Below are 16,581 nucleotides of genomic sequence, written 5' to 3' on the forward strand. Positions count from 1 at the left end.
CGACCGTCGTGCCGGAGAGGGAGGTGGTCACCATGACCGAGACCGAGAACGCCGCCGCGGCCGCAGGACACGAAGTCACCGGCGGGCCCGACAGGCACGAGGTCGTCGTCGTCGGCGGCGGCGCGGCCGGGCTGTCCGCCGCGCTGGTGCTCGGCAGGGCCCGGCGGCGCACGCTGGTCGTCGACGCGGGCGAGCCGCGCAACGCGCCCGCCGCGCACATGCAGGGTTTCCTGACCCGGGACGGGATGTCACCGGCCGAATTCCTGGCCGTCGGCCGGGAGGAGATCGCACGGTACGGGGTCGGTCTGGTCCGGGACCGGGCGGTCGACGCCGTGCGGGACGCGGACGGGGAGTTCGACGTGACCCTGGCGAGCGGACGCACCGTCCACGCCCGGCACCTGGTCCTCGCCACCGGGCTGCGGGACGAACTGCCCGGGATCGCGGGCCTGGCCGAGCGGTTCGGCCAGGACGTGCTCCACTGCCCCTACTGCCACGGATGGGAGGTGCGCGACCAGGCCTTCGGCGTGCTCGCCACCACCCCGCTGAGCGTGCACCAGGCGCTGATGGTGAGCCAGTGGTCCAAGGACGTGGTCCTGTTCCTGCACCAGGTCGGCGAGGACGAACTGTCCGACACCGATCTGCGCAGGCTCGCGGCGGCGGGCGTGAAGGTCGTGCCCGGCGAGGTGACGGAGGTGGTCACCGGATCCGGCCGGCTCACCGGGGTCCGCCTCGCGGACGGGGCGACGCACCCCCGCGACGTCCTGTTCGTCGCGCCGCGCGCGGTGCCGCGCAACGACCTGCTGCTGCGGCTGGGCGCGGAACTGCGCGAGACACCGTTCGGCGCCTACCCGGTGACCGACGAACGGGGCCTGACCACCGTGCCCGGTCTGTGGGCGGCGGGCAACGCGAGCGGTTTCGCCGAACAGGTGATCAACTCGGCCAGCCGTGGCTACCGCGCCGGCGCGGCGATCAACGGTGAACTGCTCTTCGCCGACCTGGACGCGGCGATCGGGGCGGCGCAGGCGTAGCGGCCCGCGAAGCCGTAGCCCGCGTCGCGGCGGTGCGGGCTACGGCCCCGTACCCCCGCGCGGCGGCGCGGGACAGCACAGCGCCAGGAAACCGCCCCCGGCCCGCCCGGTCCGTCCACCCGCGCACACGCACCACGCACCGCACACCGGCGCGAGGGGTGTAGGAGCGCGCCCGGCGGTGCACCCTTACTGCATGTTGCTCGCCCGGCTCGCACAGGTGTCCCAGGAAGTCGCCGCCACTTCCGCGCGGTCCCGCAAGACCGCCCTGCTCGCGGAACTGTTCCGGGAGGCGTCGGCGCAGGACGTGCCGATCGTCATCCCGTACCTGGCCGGCAGGCTCCCGCAGGGGCGGATCGGCGTCGGGTGGAAGGCGCTCGGCCGCCCGGTGCCGCCGGCCACCGAGCCCTCCCTCACCGTGCGGGAGGTGGACGCCCGGCTCGGCGAGCTGGGCAAGGTCTCCGGAGCCGGTGCGCAGAGCGAACGCGCCCGGCTGGTGGGCGAGCTGATGGGCGCGGCGACGCCGGACGAGCAGCGGTTCCTGCGGGGGCTGCTGACCGGCGAGGTCCGCCAGGGCGCGCTGGACGCGGTCGCGACGGAGGGGCTGGCGGCGGCGACGGGCACCCCGGCGGCGGACGTACGGCGGGCGGTGATGCTGGCGGGGTCCTTGCAGACGGTGGCGCAGGCACTGCTGGCACAGGGCCCGCCGGCGCTGGCGCACTTCCGGCTCACCGTGGGGCGCCCGGTGCTGCCGATGCTCGCGCACAGCGCCTCCTCGGTCGCGGAGGCCGTGGAGAAGCTGGGCGCCTGCGCCGTGGAGGAGAAACTGGACGGGATCCGGGTCCAGGTGCACCGCGACGGCGGCACCGTCCGCATCCACACCCGCACGCTGGACGACATCACCGACCGGCTGCCCGAGGTGAGCGCGGCCGCCCTGGAACTGCCGGGCGAACGGTTCGTCCTGGACGGCGAGGTGCTCTCCTTCACCGCCGACGGCCGGCCGCGCTCCTTCCAGGAGACCGCGGGACGCGTCGGCTCCCGGCTGGACGTGACCACGGCCGCCGGGGCGGTTCCCGTCTCGCCGGTCTTCTTCGACGCCCTGTCGGTCGGCGACCGCGACCTCCTCGACCTGCCGTTCGCCGAGCGGCACGCCGAGCTGGCCCGGCTGGTCCCCGAGCCGATGCGGGTCAGACGGGCGCTGGTCGCCGGGCCCGAGGACGTCGGCCGGGCGGAGGACTTCCTCGCGGACACCCTCGGGCGCGGTCACGAGGGCGTGGTCGTCAAGGCGCTCGACGCGCCGTACAGCGCGGGCCGGCGCGGCGCTTCCTGGCTGAAGGTGAAGCCGGTGCACACGCTGGACCTGGTGGTGCTGGCCGCCGAGTGGGGACACGGCCGCCGCACCGGCAGGCTGTCCAACCTGCACCTGGGCGCCCGGAGGGCCGACGGCGGTTTCGCGATGCTCGGCAAGACGTTCAAGGGCATGACCGACGCCCTGCTGGCCTGGCAGACCGGGCGGCTCCAGGAGCTGGCCGTCGAGGAGAAGGCGTGGGGCGTGGTCGTACGTCCCGAACTGGTCGTCGAGATCGCCTACGACGGCCTGCAGCGCTCCACCCGCTATCCGGCCGGCGTCACCCTGCGCTTCGCCCGGGTCGTGCGCTACCGCGAGGACAAGCGCCCCGAGGACGCGGACACCGTGGAGACGCTGCTGGCCGCGCACCCGGAGGTACGGCCGTGACCGACACACGGGGCGGAGCGGACCGGCGGAGCAGACGGAGCGCCGGGCTGCTCCTGTTCCGGCGCACCGGCGCGGAAGACACGCGGTGCGGCGGGACGGACGGCGCCGGGCGCGCCGGTGCCGGCGACGGCGGCCTCGAGGTGCTGCTCGGCCACATGGGCGGCCCGTTCTGGTCCCGCCGCGAGGCGGGCGCCTGGACCGTGCCCAAGGGCGAGTACGCGCCGGACGAACCCGCGCTGCGGGCCGCCCGGCGCGAGTTCCGCGAGGAGCTGGGCGTGGCACCGCCCGACGGTCCGGCGCTGCCGCTCGGCGAGGTCCGGCAGGCGGGCGGCAAGACGGTGACCGTCTGGGCGGTCGAGGGCGATCTCGACCCGGCGGCGGTCGTCCCCGGCACCTTCACGATGGAGTGGCCGCCGCGCTCCGGGCGGACGCAGGAGTTCCCGGAGCTGGACCGGGTGGCGTGGCTCGGCCTCGACCGTGCCCGTGCGCTGATCGTCACCGCCCAGAGCGCGTTTCTCGACCGGCTGGCGGAGCACTCGCGCTGAGGAGGGCCGCACGCGTTGCGGCGGGCAGCGCGGCGCGCGAAGGTCGAAGCACAGCCCGCCTGCAGGGAGGTCAGCCATGTCCATCGCCACGGTGAACCCGGCCACCGGCGAGACGATCAAGACGTACGAGGCCATGGGCGAGGAGGAGACCGAGCGCCGGCTCCAGCTCGCCGAGGCCACCTTCCGCACGTACCGGACGACGTCCTTCGCCGAGCGGGCCGCTTTGATGAACCGGGCCGCCGATCTGCTCGACGAGGACCAGCAGGAGATCGGCCGGGTGATGACCACCGAGATGGGCAAGCCGGTCAAGCAGGCGCGCGCGGAGGCCGCCAAGTGCGCGAAGGCGATGCGCTGGTACGCCGGGCACGCCGAGGAACTGCTCGCCGACGAGGAACCGGCCGCCGCCGACGTCGAGGACTCCGGGGCCTCGCGCGCCCTGGTGCGCTACCGGCCGCTGGGGCCGGTGCTCGCGGTGATGCCGTGGAACTTCCCGCTGTGGCAGGTCGTGCGGTTCGCGGCCCCCGCGCTGATGGCCGGGAACGTGGGCCTGCTCAAGCACGCCTCGAACGTGCCGCAGACCGCCCTGTACCTGGAGGACCTGTTCCACCGGGCGGGCTTTCCGCAGGGCTGCTTCCAGACGCTGCTGATCGGCTCCGGCGCCGTCGACGACATCCTGCGCGACGAGCGGGTGAAGGCGGCGACCCTGACGGGCAGCGAACCGGCGGGCCGGGCGGTGGCGTCCACCGCCGGGGAGATGATCAAGAAGACGGTGCTGGAGCTGGGCGGCAGCGACCCCTTCGTCGTGATGCCGTCCGCCGACATCGACCGGGCCGCCGAGGTCGCGGTGACCGCGCGGGTGCAGAACAACGGGCAGTCGTGCATCGCCGCCAAGCGGTTCATCGTGCACACGGACGTCCACGACGCCTTCGCCGAGCGGTTCGTGGCCGGCATGCGGGCTCTGCGGACGGGCGACCCGATGCGGGAGGACACCGAGGTCGGGCCGCTCGCCAGCGAGCGGGGCCGGGCCGACCTGGAGGAACTGGTCGACGACGCCCGCCGCGGCGGGGCGGCCGTCCTGTGCGGCGGCGAACGGCCCGACGGCCCCGGCTGGTACTACCCGCCGACCGTCCTGGCCGGCATCACCCGGGAGATGCGCATCCACCGCGAGGAGGCCTTCGGCCCGGTCGCCACGCTCTACCGCGCCGCCGACCTGGACGAGGCGGTGCTGATCGCCAACGACTCGCCCTTCGGCCTGAGTTCGAACGTGTGGACGCGGGACGAGGCCGACGTGGACCGGTTCGTACGGGACCTGGAGGCGGGCGGGGTGTACGTGAACGGGATGACCGCCTCCCACCCGGCGTTCCCGTTCGGCGGGGTGAAGCGCTCGGGGTACGGGCGTGAGCTGTCCGGGCACGGAATCCGCGAGTTCTGCAACATCACCACGGTGTGGCACGGAGCGTGAGGCTTCCGCGGCTACGATCGCCTTTGTGAACCGCGAAGTGACACTCCCTCTGATCGTCGACGACCGCGGTACCTTGCAGGTGTCCGCGGCCGACGTGAGCAAGCTGCTGCGGACGGTGGGCGGCCGGTGGCTGCGGCTGGTGGAGGCCGGGCAGGAGGGGCTCGACGAGGACACGGTGGCCGCCCTGACCATCGAACTGGCCAAGCTGGCCGACCGGATCGACGTGGCGTGCATCGCGCACAGCAGCGGAGCGGCCTCGGGCTGAGTCGCGCGGCGCGGGCGGCCCCGGGGCGGGCGGCCTCACCACCGCGGACGGGGGGCGGGCGGCGCGCACCCCGCGACGTCCGGCGAGGCGACCGCAACACCCGGCGCATCGCACCGCACTTCCCGGAGCACACCGCATCACCAGCGGCCACGCCGACCGCACGCACCGCACGTTCCCGCGCCTCCCCGGCCCGCCTCGCGGCCGCACCCCACCGCACCTCACGGCGCATCACCCCCGACCGGCCTCGCCGGCCACACCGCACCGCCCGGCACCACACCTCCCGGCCGCCTCGCCACATCGCCCGGCGCCGCGCGCCCCGCGCCTGCCGGCCGCCTCGCCGGCCACGCCGCCCCCTCCCCGCGACACCGGCCCGGCCCCCGCGCTCACTCCCCCGTGGCGTCCGGTCCTCCCTCGCCCCCCGCACACGGCGCGCGCGGCCCCGTTCGTCGTGCCGTCGGCGAGCGGCGCCTCCGCCCGCTCACGCCGTCCCCTCCGGACTTCCGGGCCGACCCCTCTGACCAGCAGTTCACCCGCCGCCGAGCCCGGTGTCCGCACCGCGCCGGCGGGGCTGCCGGGCCCGTGGGGCCCCGCGCCGCCGTCGCCGGATTGGAGTAGTCCGGCGCGAGATCGTCGCTCTCCCGGGTGATCGTGGGTGGACCACCCTTCTGGGTGCACCACCCTCTGACCGGGAGGCCACCCGCCTCCCGGAAGGCGAAAGCAGGCACGGATCATGGCGACTTTGTGCAGGCCCTCGGTGTCCGTTCCAGAGCACGTCATCACCATGGAGGAGACGCTGGAACTCGCACGGTCCCACCACGCGGACCACCCGCAACTCGCGCTGGCCCTCCGGCTGATCGAGAACACCGGCGTGCGTACCCGGCACATCGTGCAGCCCATCGAGGAGACCCTGAAGCACCCGGGCTTCGAGGAGCGCAACAAGCTCTACGAACACGAGGCCAAGGCCCGGGTCCCCGCGGTCATCCAGCGGGCGCTCGACGACGCGGAACTCCTCACCACCGACATCGACGTGATCATCTACGTCTCGTGCACGGGCTTCATGATGCCCTCGCTCACGGCGTGGCTGATCAACGAGATGGCCTTCGACTCGACCACCCGTCAGATACCCATAGCCCAGTTGGGCTGTGCGGCGGGCGGCGCGGCGATCAACCGCGCGCACGACTTCTGCACGGCCTACCCGGACGCCAACGCGCTCATCGTGGCCTGCGAGTTCTGCTCGCTGTGCTACCAGCCCACCGACCTCGGCGTCGGCTCGCTCCTGTCCAACGGCCTGTTCGGTGACGGCATCGCCGCCGCCGTGGTCCGCGGCACCGGCGGCACCGGGGTGCGCCTGGAGCGCAACGGTTCGTACCTGATCCCCAAGACCGAGGACTGGATCGCGTACGCCGTCCGGGAGACCGGCTTCCACTTCCTGCTGGACAAGCGGGTGCCCGCCACCATGGAGCCGCTCGCGCCGGCTCTTCAGGACCTGGCGGGCACGCACGGCTGGGACGCCTCCGACCTCGACTTCTACGTCATCCACGCGGGCGGTCCGCGCATCCTCGACGACCTCAGCAAGTTCCTGAAGGTCGACCCGCACGCGTTCCGGTTCAGCCGGGCCACGCTCACCGAGTACGGCAACATCGCGAGCGCCGTCGTCCTGGACGCGCTGCGCCGGCTGTGCGACGAGGGCGGCGTGGAGGACGGTGCCCGCGGACTGCTCGCCGGGTTCGGGCCCGGCATCACCGCCGAGATGTCCCTGGGCAACTGGCAGATCGGGGACGGGGCATGACCGAGAACACACTCGTCCCGCCCGACCGGGCCGGTGAGGAACTGTGCCCGGTACGGCACTGGCCCGCCCTCGACCTGACCGGTGTCGACTTCGACCCGGTGCTGGCCGACCTGATGGAGGAGGGGCCGGTCACCCGGATCGAACTGCCCAACGGCGAGGGCTGGGCCTGGCTGGTGACCCGCATGGACGATGTCCGGCTGGTCACCAACGACGCCCGGTTCAGCCGGGAGGCCGTGATGGACCAGCAGGTCACGCGGCTGGCCCCGCACTTCATCCCGTCCCGCGGCGCCGTCGGCTTCCTGGACCCGCCCGACCACAACCGGCTGCGCCGTTCGGTCGCCCCCGCCTTCACGGCGCGCGGGGTGGACCGGGTACGGGACAGCGCGCGGCGGATGCTGGACGAACTGGTCGACGGCCTCATCGCGGCCGGCCCGCCCGCCGATCTCACCGCCGCGGTGCTCAGTCCGTTCCCGATCGCGGTGATCTGCGAACTGATGGGCGTCCCGGCGGCCGACCGGCACGGCATGCACACCTGGACCCAGCTGATCCTGTCCTCCTCGCACGGCGCCGACGTCAGCGAGCAGGCCAAGGAGGAGATGGGCGCCTACTTCACGGAACTGATCGACGCGCGCGCGGACGGCGGGGGCGAGGACGTCGCCTCGCTGCTCGGCACCGCCGTGGGGCGCCGTGAGATCACCCTGGAGGAGGCCGTGGGACTCGCGGTGCTCCTGCAGATCGGCGGCGAGGCGGTCACCAACAACAGCGGGCAGATGTTCTACCTGCTGCTGACCCGACCGGAGCTGGCCGACCGGCTGCGCGCGAACCCCTCGGTCCGCCCGCAGGCCATCGACGAACTGCTGCGCTACATCCCGCACCGCAACGCGGTCGGGCTGTCCCGGATCGCCCTGGAGGACGTGGAGATCAAAGGGGTGCGGATCCGGGCGGGCGATCCGGTCTACGTCTCCTACCTGGCCGCCAACCGCGACCCGGACGTCTTCACCGACCCGCAGAGCATCGACTTCTCGCGCAGCCCCAACCCGCACGTGGCGTTCGGTTTCGGCCCGCACTACTGCCCGGGCGGCCAGCTGGCCCGGATGGAGTCCGAGCTGCTGGTGGACGCCCTCCTCGACCGGCTGCCGGCCCTGCGGCTCGCGGTGGCGCCGGACGAGGTGCCGTTCAGGAAGGGCGCGCTGATCCGCGGGCCCGAGGCCCTGCCGGTGGCGTGGTGAGCGCCGATGACGACGATCGAGCCGCCGCTGACCACGCTCGACGATCCGGAGCTGGCCGTGTCCGGCGTCGGCGCGGCGGACGGTCTGCTCGTGCCGCCGGGCCACGGCCGGGTGGTCGAGACGGCCGCCCAGCGCGTGACGTTCAAGGTGACCGGTTCGCACTCGCGGACCGCCTCCACCTTCGAGGTGGAGGTCCCGCCGGGCTTCGACGTGGGGGCCCATGTGCACACGCGCAGCGAGGAGTTGTTCTACGTACTGGAGGGTGAGCTGGACGTGCTCGCCTTCGAGCCGCGGATCCGGACGCCCGACCGCTGGCAGAAGTGGGAGTCCCGCTCGGGCAACCGTGTGGTGCGGGCGACGCCGGGCACGGTCATCGTGGTGCCCCCGGGCTGCCCGCACGCCTTCGCCAACCCCACGGACAGCCCGGCGAAGATGTTCTTCCAGGCGTCCCCGCCGCCGGACCACGAGCGGTACTTCGAGGAGCTGCTGGAGATCCTCGGCAACGGGGGCCCGCCGGACCACGCGGCGATCGAGGCCCTGCGACGCCGCTACGACATCGAGCAGCTGACGCCGCTCAGGCACCGCTGAGTCCCGGCACCGAGTGCCCCGCCCGTGTACGACGGGCGGGGCACGGGTGCTGCGGGCGGTTCAGCGTTCGGCGAGCTTCGCCACCTTGGCCGTCAGGGCGTCCACGGCCTTGCCGAGGTCCGCCTGGCTCTTGCCCAGCGCTTCGGTCAGGCCCTGGACGGCCGCGGCCAGTTCCAGGTTGCTCCTGGCCACGCCGAGGCCGATCGTGCGTTCGGCCTCGGCGATCGCCGTGGGATGGGCGGTGAGCGCGTTGCGCCCGGACACCTGCTGGTGCTTGCTCTCCGCGTCCTTGAGCTGCTGCTGCGCGGTCGTCGCCACGAATCCCCCCTGGCTGCCGGTGACGTCTGCGCCCTCAAGGCAGCCGGGCGGCCGGGGGCGGACCAGAGGGCGTGGTGGCGGCCGCCGGCCGGGGCCGTCAGCGGATCGGCAGGCCCGAGACGGTGCGGGAGATGACGAGCCGCTGGATCTCGCTGGTGCCCTCGAAGATGGTGTAGATGGCCGCGTCGCGGTGCATCCGCTCCACCGGGTACTCCCGGGTGTAGCCGTTGCCGCCGAGGATCTGGACCGCCTGGGCGGTGACCTTCTTCGCGGTCTCGCTGGCGAACAGCTTGGACATCGAGCCCTCGGCGGCGGTGAACGGCTTGCCGTTGATCGCCATCCAGGAGGCGCGCCACACCAGCAGGCGGGCCGCGTCGATGGACGTGGCCATGTCGGCGAGCTGGAAGGCCACGCCCTGGTTGTCGATGATCGGCCGGCCGAACTGCTCGCGGGTCCTGGCGTAGTCGAGGGCGACCTCGTAGGCGGCGCGGGCGGTGCCGACCGCCATGGCGCCGACGGCGGGGCGGGACGCCTCGAAGGTGGCCATCGCCGCGTTCTTCACCCTCTCCCCGCCCGCCTTGGCCCGCTCACGGGCGCGGGCGAGGCGCTCGTCCAGCTTCTCCTTGCCGCCCAGCAGGCAGGAGCCGGGGACGCGCACGTCGTCGAGGATCACCTCGGCGGTGTGCGAGGCGCGGATGCCGTGCTTCTTGAACTTCTGTCCCTGCGAGCAGCCCGGGGTGCCCGGCGGGACGATGAAGGAGGCGTGCCCCTTGGAGCCCAGCTCCGGGTCGACGGAGGCGACGACGACGTGGACGTTGGCGATACCGCCGTTGGTGGCCCAGGTCTTGGTGCCGTTGATGACCCACTCGTCCTTGGCCTCGTCGTAGACGGCGCGGGTGCGCATCGCGGCGACGTCGGAGCCGGCGTCGGGCTCGGAGGAGCAGAAGGCGGCGACCTTGACGTCGGTGGCGTCGCCGTACATCTGGGGGATCCAGGTGCCGATCTGCTCCTCGGTGCCGTTGGCGAGGACGCCGACCGCGGCCAGACCGGTGCCGACGATGGACAGGGCTATGCCCGCGTCGCCCCAGAACAGCTCCTCCATGGCCATGGGGATGCCGAGACCGGTCGGGTCGAAGTACTGCTGGGCGTAGAAGTCGAGGGAGTAGATGCCGACCTTGGCGGCCTCCTGGATGACCGGCCAGGGAGTCTCCTCACGCTCGTCCCATTCGGCGGCCGCGGGGCGGATCACGTCGGCGGCGAAGCCGTGCAGCCAGGTGCGGACCTCCTTCTGTTCGTCGTTGAGCTCCATGGTGAACTCGGCCATGTCCCCTCCAGCGGTACCCATGCGGTGTTACTTGCGGTAACCGTACTGTGTTACCGACCAGTAGGAGAAGTCAAGTCCCGCCGTTCCCCCGCCGTCGTCTCGGCAGCCAGTTCGAGGTCCGGGGCCCGGTCAGTGTTAGTTTGCGCAGGCGTCACCGAATCAGCACGGGTGGGGAGAGATCATGGACACCACGCAGCGGACCGAGCAGCAGCGGTCCGCCGACCGCAGACGGCGCGAGCTGCTGGAGGCCGCCGACCGGGTGGTGCTGCGCGACGGCCCGCACGCCTCCATGAACGCCATCGCCGCCGAGGCCGGCATCACCAAGCCGATCCTCTACCGCCACTTCGGCGACAAGGGCGGGCTGTACGCCGCCCTCGCCAAGCGGCACACGGACGCCCTGCTCGACTCGCTGCGGGCCGCGCTCGACGCCCCGGCCGAACGGCGCGAGCGCGTCGAGGCCACGCTGGACACCTACCTCGCCGCCATAGAGGCCCGGCCGCAGGTGTACCGGTTCCTGATGCACCCGGCCGAGGGCGGCCAGGGCGGCGAGACGGGCTTCGACGTCGGCAAGCACTCCGCGCCGCTGCTGCGCCGCATGGGCGAGGAGCTGGCCCAGGTCATCGAGGAACGCGTCGACCTCGGACCGGGCGGACAGCGACTGGCCCGGGTCTGGGGCCACGGCATCGTCGGCATGATGCACGCGGCGGGCGACTGGTGGCTGGGCGAACGCCCCTGCTCGCGCGCGGAACTGGTGCGCAGCCTGGCCGACCTCCTGTGGGGCCGGCTCGCGGCGGCCGGCGACAAGGCCGGCGGCCCCGGCTTCTGACGGAACCCGGCTTCCGGAGCCCCCGCGCCGCTCCCGGCCGCGCCTTCGACACCGCCGCCGCCCGGCCAGGTCCCGCCCCGGGGCTCACCCCGGGCGCCCCCAGGACGCCCTGGCCGCCTGCCGCAGCACCCTGCGCCGGCGCCACCCGGTGAGGCGGTCGACGTAGAGGCGGCCGTCCAGATGGTCGCACTCGTGCTGGAGGCAGCGGGCGAAGAAGCCCGTCCCCTCGACGGTGACCGGCTCCCCCCTCACTGTGAGACCCGCCACGACCGCGCGGTCGTGGCGCTCGGTGCCCGCCTCCAGTCCCGGCAGCGAGAGACAGCCTTCCGGGCCGCGCAGTACCACACCGTCGGCGGCCACCAGCCGGGGGTTCACCACATGCCCCACATGCCGTACGTCCTCGTCGTCCGGACAGTCGTAGACGAAGACGCGCAGCGCCTCCCCCACCTGGTTCGCGGCCAGTCCCACGCCCCGCGCGGCGTACATCGTGGCGAACAAGTCCTCGACGAGCGCCGCCAGTCCGGGGCCGAAGTCGGTGACCTCCCGGCAGGGCGCACGCAGCGCGTCGTCGCCGAGCAGGGTGAGGGGCCGTACGCGCCCGCGGGCGCCCGGGATCGAGCCGTGTCGCATGGCGGCAAGGGTACGGTCCTCTCTGCACGCGCGAACGGCGCGCGGGCGCCGCGTGGGTGCCGGGATTCGGGAGCACGATCGGATCTCGATAGGCTGAGGTCCACACCACGTTGCCGGATGGCTCAGGCGCGGCGCGTACGCAAGGAGGATCGAGAACTGATGGCAGGCAACTCGGACCCGCTCACGCCGCGGGCCAAGCTGGCCGTGACCGCGGGCAAGGCGGTCGCGGCGGCATCGCGCGCCGCGGGGCGCGGCAGCGGTTCGGTGATCGGCGGCCGGGTGGCGCTCAAACTCGACCCCGACCTGCTGGCCCGGCTCGCCCAGAACCTGGACGTCGTCCTGGTGTCGGCGACCAACGGCAAGACCACCACCACCCGGCTCATCGCCGAGGCGTTGCGGGCCGCCGGACCGGTGGTCTCCAACGCGCTCGGCGCCAACATGCCCGCGGGCATCACCTCGGCGCTGGCGGGCGGCTCGGACGCGAAGTTCGGCGTCATCGAGGTCGACGAGAAGTACCTCGCGGGCGTGGCCCGGGACACCGACCCCAAGTGCATCGCGCTGCTCAACCTCTCCCGCGACCAGCTCGACCGGGCCGCCGAGACGCGGATGCTCGCCGAGAACTGGCGTGAGGGGCTCGCCGGCTCCAAGGCCGTGGTCGTCGCCAACTGCGACGACCCGCTGGTGGTGTGGGCCGCGTCCTCCTCGCCGAACGTGATCTGGGTGGCCGCCGGCCAGATGTGGAAGGACGACGCCTGGTCGTGCCCGTCCTGCGGCGGTGTGATGCAGCGTCCGGGCGACGACTGGTTCTGCGCCGAGTGCGGTTTCCGCCGGCCCACGCCGAGCTGGGCGCTGTCGGGCGACCACGTCCTGGACCCGCACGGCTCGGGCTGGCCGATCCACCTCCAGCTCCCGGGCCGCGCCAACAAGGCCAACGCCGCCTCCTCCGCGGCCGTCGCCGCCGTCTTCGGTGTGCCGCCGCAGGTGGCCCTGGAGCGGATGTACCAGGTGCAGGCGGTCGCCGGACGCTATGACGTCGTGCAGTTCCAGGGCCGTGACCTGCGCCTGCTGCTGGCGAAGAACCCGGCCGGCTGGCTGGAGACCTTCTCCCTGATCGACCCGCCGCCCACCCCCGTCATCCTCTCCGTGAACGCGCGCGGCGCCGACGGCACCGACACCTCCTGGCTGTGGGACGTGGACTACACGCGGCTGACCGGCCACCCGCTGCTGGTGATCGGCGACCGGAAGCTGGACCTCGCGGTGCGTCTGGAGGTGGCCAACCAGCACTTCCAGGTCTGCGAGAACCTCGACCAGGCCGTGCAGCAGGCGCCGCCCGGCCGGATCGAGGTCATCGCCAACTACACCGCGTTCCAGGACCTGCGCCGCCGCGTCGGCAACTGATCACGGAGGACGACCACTTCATGAGCGACAACCAACTGCGGCTGGTGTGGATCTACCCGGACCTGCTGAGCACCTACGGCGACCAGGGCAACGCGCTCGTCGTGGAACGCCGGGCGCGCCAGCGCGGCCTGGACGTGGCCCGCCTGGACGTGCGCAGCGACCAGCCGATCCCGACCTCCGGCGACATCTACCTGATCGGCGGCGGCGAGGACCGTCCGCAGCGCCTCGCGGCGGAGCGGCTGCGCCGGGACGGGCACCTGTACCAGGCGGTGCAGAACGGCGCGATCGTCTTCTCGGTCTGCGCCGGCTACCAGATCCTCGGCCACGAGTTCGTCAACGACCTCGGCCAGCGCGAGCCGGGTCTCGGCCTGCTCGACGTGGTGTCGGTGCGCGGCGAGGGCGAGCGGTGCGTGGGCGACGTCCTCGGCGACGTCGACCCGCGCCTCGGGCTGCCGCCGCTGACCGGTTTCGAGAACCACCAGGGCGTCACCCACCTCGGCCCGGCCGCCCGCCCGCTCGCCCAGGTCCGCGTGGGCCGGGGCAACGGCACGGGCGACGGCACCGAGGGCGCGTACAACGACACCGTCTTCGGCACCTACATGCACGGCCCGGTGCTCGCCCGCAACCCGCAGATCGCGGACCTGCTGCTGAAGCTGGCGCTCGACGTGAACGCGCTGCCGCCCATCGACGACCGCTGGTACGAGGCGCTGCGCGCCGAGCGCATCGCGGCGGCGGAGCAGCCCGCCTGACCGCGCACCACCGCGCCGCCGCACCGGAACGCGCCCGGGGACGACCCCGGGCGCGTTCCGTCGTCTTCGCCCGTGCGCAGCGTGCTCTCCACCTCCTCGCAAGCTGCCCGCAAGGCGGGTGCGCGAGGCTCGTGACGGGGCCCGCCTGACGAGGCGGCCGCTCACCTGTGCACCCGCGTCCACCAGCCGGACGGGCCGTGCGGCACCACCCCCTGACGCCGGTAGGGTGGCCGGGATCGAGCCGGACAGCGCGGTCCGGTCCCGGCCCACGTGGAGAAGGTTATTCGGGCTATGCGCATTGGTGTCCTCACGTCCGGCGGCGACTGTCCCGGCCTGAACGCCGTCATCCGGTCCGTCGTGCACCGCGCCGTCGCCGACCACGGCGACGAGGTCATCGGCTTCCGGGACGGCTGGAAGGGCCTCCTGGAGTGCGACTACCTCAAGCTCGACCTCGACGCCGTCGGCGGCATCCTGGCCCGTGGCGGCACCATCCTCGGCTCCTCCCGGGTCCGGCCGGAGCACCTGCGCGACGGGGTGGAGCGGGCCCGGGGCCACGTCGAGGAACTGGGGCTCGACGCGATCATCCCGATCGGCGGCGAGGGCACCCTGAAGGCGGCCCGGCTCCTGTCCGACAACGGGCTGCCCATCGTCGGGGTGCCCAAGACCATCGACAACGACATCGCGGTCACCGACGTCACCTTCGGTTTCGACACCGCCGTGACCGTCGCCACCGAGGCCCTGGACCGGCTGAAGACCACCGCCGAGTCCCACCAGCGGGTGCTGATCGTGGAGGTCATGGGCCGCCACACCGGCTGGATCGCGCTGCAGTCCGGCATGGCGGCCGGCGCGCACGCCGTGGTCGTCCCCGAACGGCCCTTCGACATCGACGAGCTGACGAAGAAGGTCGGGGAGCGGTTCGCGGCGGGCAAGCGGTTCGCGATCGTCGTCGCCGCCGAGGGCGCCAAGCCGCTGCCCGGCACGATGGACTTCGAAGAGGGCGGCAAGGACGTCTACGGCCACGAGCGGTTCGCCGGGATCGCCCGGCAGCTCTCCGTGGAGCTGGAGGAGCGCCTGGGCAAGGAGGCGCGGCCGGTCATCCTCGGGCACGTCCAGCGCGGCGGCACCCCGACCGCGTACGACCGGGTGCTGGCCACCCGGTTCGGCTGGCACGCCGTGGAGGCCGTGCACCGCGGCGAGTTCGGCCGGATGACGGCGCTGCGCGGCACGGACATCGTGATGGTGTCGCTGGCCGAGGCCGTGGAGACGCTGAAGACGGTGCCCGCCGACCGGTACGCCGAGGCGGAGTGCGTGCTGTAGGACACGGCCGGTGCGGGCCGCCCCCGGTCGCGAGCGCGGCCGGGGGCGGTTCTACCCTGGGTGCGGACAGACAGCTGGGGACAGACGGTCACGGACACCCCCAGCTGTGGTCGGACAGTGCGCACCCCCACGAATCAGGAGCCGGCGGATGGATCACAGCGGGCACGGCATGACCATGGATCTGCCGCCGTTCACGCTGGGACGCGGCCTGGAATGGTCCGCGGACCCGTTCTTCCTCGTCGCCTGCCTGCTCGGTCTGGGCCTGTACGGCTGGGGTGTGGTGCGGCTGCGGCGGCGCGGCGACTCCTGGCCGGTGGGCCGCACGATCGCATACGTCGTCGGGGTGCTGACGGTGGCGCTGGTGATGTGCACCAAGCTGAACGACTACGGCATGGTCATGTTCAGCGTGCACATGGTGCAGCACATGGTCATCAGCATGCTCTCGCCGATCCTGATCCTGCTCGGCGCCCCGATCACGCTGGCGCTGCGCGCGCTGCCGGTGGCGGCGGTCCGGGGCCGCAAGGGTCCGCGCGAGCTGCTGCTCGCCCTGCTGCACAGCCGCTACGTCCGGATCATCACGCACCCCGCTTTCACCATCCCGCTGTTCGTCGCCAGCCTGTACGCGCTGTACTTCACGCCGATCTTCGACTTCCTGATGGGGTCCAGGGCGGGGCACATCGCGATGATGGTGCACTTCCTCGCGGTGGGGGTGGCGTTCTTCTGGCCGATCATGGGCATCGACCCGGGTCCGCACCGGCCGGGCTACCTGATGCGGATGCTGGAGCTGTTCGCGGGCATGCCGTTCCACGCGTTCTTCGGCATCGCGCTGATGATGGGGTCGACGCCCATGGTGGACACCTTCCGCAACCCGCCCGCCTCGCTCGGCATCGACGCCCTGTCCGACCAGACCGCGGCCGGCGGCATCGCCTGGGCGTTCAGCGAGGTGCCCTCGGTGCTGGTGCTCCTCGCGCTGCTGTTCCAGTGGTACCGCTCCGAGCAGCGGCAGGCCCGGCGCAAGGACCGGGCCGCGGAGCGCGACGGCGACAAGGAGCTGGCCGCCTACAACGCCTACCTGGCCTCGCTGGACGCGCGCGGCAACTGACCGCTCCCCCTTCTCCCGCGTCCTCTGCGCGCACCACCGCCTCCCGGAACGCGGAACCGGGGCACCATGGAGGCAGGACGGACGAGGAGGAGGGTGCCGATGCCCGGCTCGACGGACGGTTCCACGAGAGCGATGGGGGTGCTCACCGTCGGCACGCTGGTCGCGGTGACGGCGTACACGGTGGCGCTGGGCGGCAACGGCTGGCTGTGGTTCGGCTGGGTCGTGCTGGGCCTGGCCACCCTGGGGATGATCGTCTCCCACGGCACGTGAGCCCCCTCC

At 73.1% G+C, this 16,581-nt stretch carries 16 protein-coding genes and 1 pseudogene; 14 read left to right on the forward strand and 3 right to left on the reverse strand.

Features of this window, described 5'->3' with window-relative positions; genetic code table 11:
- Positions 1-32: 32 nt before the first annotated feature.
- From ABZ719_RS06690 to ABZ719_RS06725, 8 genes and pseudogenes are all read left to right on the forward strand, one after another.
- Positions 33-1,028, forward strand: coding sequence for an NAD(P)/FAD-dependent oxidoreductase (locus ABZ719_RS06690; protein ID WP_366724130.1), 996 nt, complete (start codon positions 33-35; stop codon positions 1,026-1,028).
- A 193-nt stretch (positions 1,029-1,221) separates the two neighbouring features.
- Complete coding sequence (locus ABZ719_RS06695) at positions 1,222-2,760, forward strand: ATP-dependent DNA ligase (RefSeq protein ID WP_366724131.1); 1,539 nt, start codon at positions 1,222-1,224, stop codon at positions 2,758-2,760.
- Complete coding sequence (locus tag ABZ719_RS06700; RefSeq protein ID WP_366724132.1) at positions 2,757-3,305, forward strand: NUDIX domain-containing protein; 549 nt, start codon at positions 2,757-2,759, stop codon at positions 3,303-3,305. Before ABZ719_RS06695 ends, ABZ719_RS06700 begins: the two co-directional genes overlap by 4 nt.
- 76 nt (positions 3,306-3,381) lie before the next feature.
- Positions 3,382-4,767: an NADP-dependent succinic semialdehyde dehydrogenase gene (locus ABZ719_RS06705; protein WP_366724133.1), complete on the forward strand. Its 1,386-nt coding sequence runs from the start codon at positions 3,382-3,384 to the stop codon at positions 4,765-4,767.
- 25 nt (positions 4,768-4,792) lie between these two features.
- Entirely contained in the window at positions 4,793-5,032 is a 240-nt protein-coding gene (locus tag ABZ719_RS06710; RefSeq protein ID WP_366724134.1) for a DUF6213 family protein, read from the forward strand.
- A gap of 724 nt (positions 5,033-5,756) precedes the next feature.
- Positions 5,757-6,821: pseudogene (locus tag ABZ719_RS06715) on the forward strand (type III polyketide synthase); the annotation flags it as partial.
- Entirely contained in the window at positions 6,818-8,050 is a 1,233-nt protein-coding gene (locus tag ABZ719_RS06720; protein WP_366724135.1) for a cytochrome P450, read from the forward strand. The pseudogene ABZ719_RS06715 and the gene ABZ719_RS06720, both read left to right, overlap by 4 nt.
- 6 nt (positions 8,051-8,056) lie before the next feature.
- Positions 8,057-8,638 carry a cupin domain-containing protein gene (locus ABZ719_RS06725; RefSeq protein WP_366724136.1) on the forward strand — a complete coding sequence of 194 codons (582 nt, stop codon included), beginning with the start codon at positions 8,057-8,059 and terminating at the stop codon, positions 8,636-8,638.
- Between the two features lie 60 nt (positions 8,639-8,698).
- Here ABZ719_RS06725 and ABZ719_RS06730 read toward each other — a convergent pair whose 3' ends face one another.
- Both ABZ719_RS06730 and ABZ719_RS06735 read right to left on the reverse strand, forming a co-directional pair.
- Positions 8,699-8,956: a hypothetical protein gene (locus tag ABZ719_RS06730; RefSeq protein ID WP_366724137.1), complete on the reverse strand. Its 258-nt coding sequence runs from the start codon at positions 8,954-8,956 to the stop codon at positions 8,699-8,701.
- A gap of 97 nt (positions 8,957-9,053) precedes the next feature.
- Positions 9,054-10,280 (reverse strand): acyl-CoA dehydrogenase family protein, encoded by a 1,227-nt coding sequence (locus ABZ719_RS06735; protein WP_366724242.1) that lies wholly within the window; start codon positions 10,278-10,280, stop codon positions 9,054-9,056.
- A gap of 181 nt (positions 10,281-10,461) precedes the next feature.
- Between ABZ719_RS06735 and ABZ719_RS06740 the strand changes: the two genes are divergently transcribed.
- Entirely contained in the window at positions 10,462-11,106 is a 645-nt protein-coding gene (locus tag ABZ719_RS06740) for a TetR family transcriptional regulator (protein WP_366724138.1), read from the forward strand.
- A gap of 84 nt (positions 11,107-11,190) precedes the next feature.
- On the opposite strand, the gene def is transcribed toward ABZ719_RS06740, so the two are convergent.
- Positions 11,191-11,736 (reverse strand): peptide deformylase, encoded by a 546-nt coding sequence (gene def / locus ABZ719_RS06745; RefSeq protein WP_366724139.1) that lies wholly within the window; start codon positions 11,734-11,736, stop codon positions 11,191-11,193.
- Between the two features lie 159 nt (positions 11,737-11,895).
- Between def and ABZ719_RS06750 the strand changes: the two genes are divergently transcribed.
- The 5 genes from ABZ719_RS06750 to ABZ719_RS06770 all read left to right on the forward strand — a co-directional run bounded on the left by ABZ719_RS06750 (position 11,896) and on the right by ABZ719_RS06770 (position 16,572).
- A complete protein-coding gene (locus ABZ719_RS06750; protein WP_366724140.1) occupies positions 11,896-13,134 on the forward strand; it encodes a MurT ligase domain-containing protein in 1,239 nt (412 codons plus the stop codon).
- A 20-nt stretch (positions 13,135-13,154) separates the two neighbouring features.
- Positions 13,155-13,883, forward strand: coding sequence for a glutamine amidotransferase (locus ABZ719_RS06755; RefSeq protein ID WP_366724141.1), 729 nt, complete (start codon positions 13,155-13,157; stop codon positions 13,881-13,883).
- A gap of 291 nt (positions 13,884-14,174) precedes the next feature.
- Positions 14,175-15,200: a 6-phosphofructokinase gene (locus tag ABZ719_RS06760; RefSeq protein WP_366724142.1), complete on the forward strand. Its 1,026-nt coding sequence runs from the start codon at positions 14,175-14,177 to the stop codon at positions 15,198-15,200.
- Positions 15,201-15,348: 148 nt separating this feature from the next.
- A complete protein-coding gene (locus ABZ719_RS06765) occupies positions 15,349-16,302 on the forward strand; it encodes a cytochrome c oxidase assembly protein (protein ID WP_366724143.1) in 954 nt (317 codons plus the stop codon).
- Between the two features lie 99 nt (positions 16,303-16,401).
- Positions 16,402-16,572 (forward strand): hypothetical protein, encoded by a 171-nt coding sequence (locus ABZ719_RS06770; protein WP_366724144.1) that lies wholly within the window; start codon positions 16,402-16,404, stop codon positions 16,570-16,572.
- Positions 16,573-16,581 lie beyond the last annotated feature (9 nt).

It is taken from the genome of Streptomyces sp. NPDC006743, assembly GCF_040703815.1.
GTDB lineage: Bacteria > Actinomycetota > Actinomycetes > Streptomycetales > Streptomycetaceae > Streptomyces.

What these genes read in the sequence shown, in the direction of transcription:
- ABZ719_RS06690 (WP_366724130.1), top strand. Translation starts at nt 33, where the DNA reads ATGACCGAGACCGAGAACGCCGCCGCGGCCGCAGGACACGAAGTCACC.
- ABZ719_RS06695 (WP_366724131.1), top strand. Translation starts at nt 1,222, where the DNA reads ATGTTGCTCGCCCGGCTCGCACAGGTGTCCCAGGAAGTCGCCGCCACT.
- ABZ719_RS06705 (WP_366724133.1), top strand. Translation starts at nt 3,382, where the DNA reads ATGTCCATCGCCACGGTGAACCCGGCCACCGGCGAGACGATCAAGACG.
- ABZ719_RS06720 (WP_366724135.1), top strand. Translation starts at nt 6,818, where the DNA reads ATGACCGAGAACACACTCGTCCCGCCCGACCGGGCCGGTGAGGAACTG.
- ABZ719_RS06725 (WP_366724136.1), top strand. Translation starts at nt 8,057, where the DNA reads ATGACGACGATCGAGCCGCCGCTGACCACGCTCGACGATCCGGAGCTG.
- ABZ719_RS06735 (WP_366724242.1), bottom strand. Translation starts at nt 10,280, where the DNA reads ATGGCCGAGTTCACCATGGAGCTCAACGACGAACAGAAGGAGGTCCGC.
- ABZ719_RS06740 (WP_366724138.1), top strand. Translation starts at nt 10,462, where the DNA reads ATGGACACCACGCAGCGGACCGAGCAGCAGCGGTCCGCCGACCGCAGA.
- def (WP_366724139.1), bottom strand. Translation starts at nt 11,736, where the DNA reads ATGCGACACGGCTCGATCCCGGGCGCCCGCGGGCGCGTACGGCCCCTC.
- ABZ719_RS06750 (WP_366724140.1), top strand. Translation starts at nt 11,896, where the DNA reads ATGGCAGGCAACTCGGACCCGCTCACGCCGCGGGCCAAGCTGGCCGTG.
- ABZ719_RS06755 (WP_366724141.1), top strand. Translation starts at nt 13,155, where the DNA reads ATGAGCGACAACCAACTGCGGCTGGTGTGGATCTACCCGGACCTGCTG.
- ABZ719_RS06760 (WP_366724142.1), top strand. Translation starts at nt 14,175, where the DNA reads ATGCGCATTGGTGTCCTCACGTCCGGCGGCGACTGTCCCGGCCTGAAC.
- ABZ719_RS06765 (WP_366724143.1), top strand. Translation starts at nt 15,349, where the DNA reads ATGGATCACAGCGGGCACGGCATGACCATGGATCTGCCGCCGTTCACG.
- ABZ719_RS06770 (WP_366724144.1), top strand. Translation starts at nt 16,402, where the DNA reads ATGCCCGGCTCGACGGACGGTTCCACGAGAGCGATGGGGGTGCTCACC.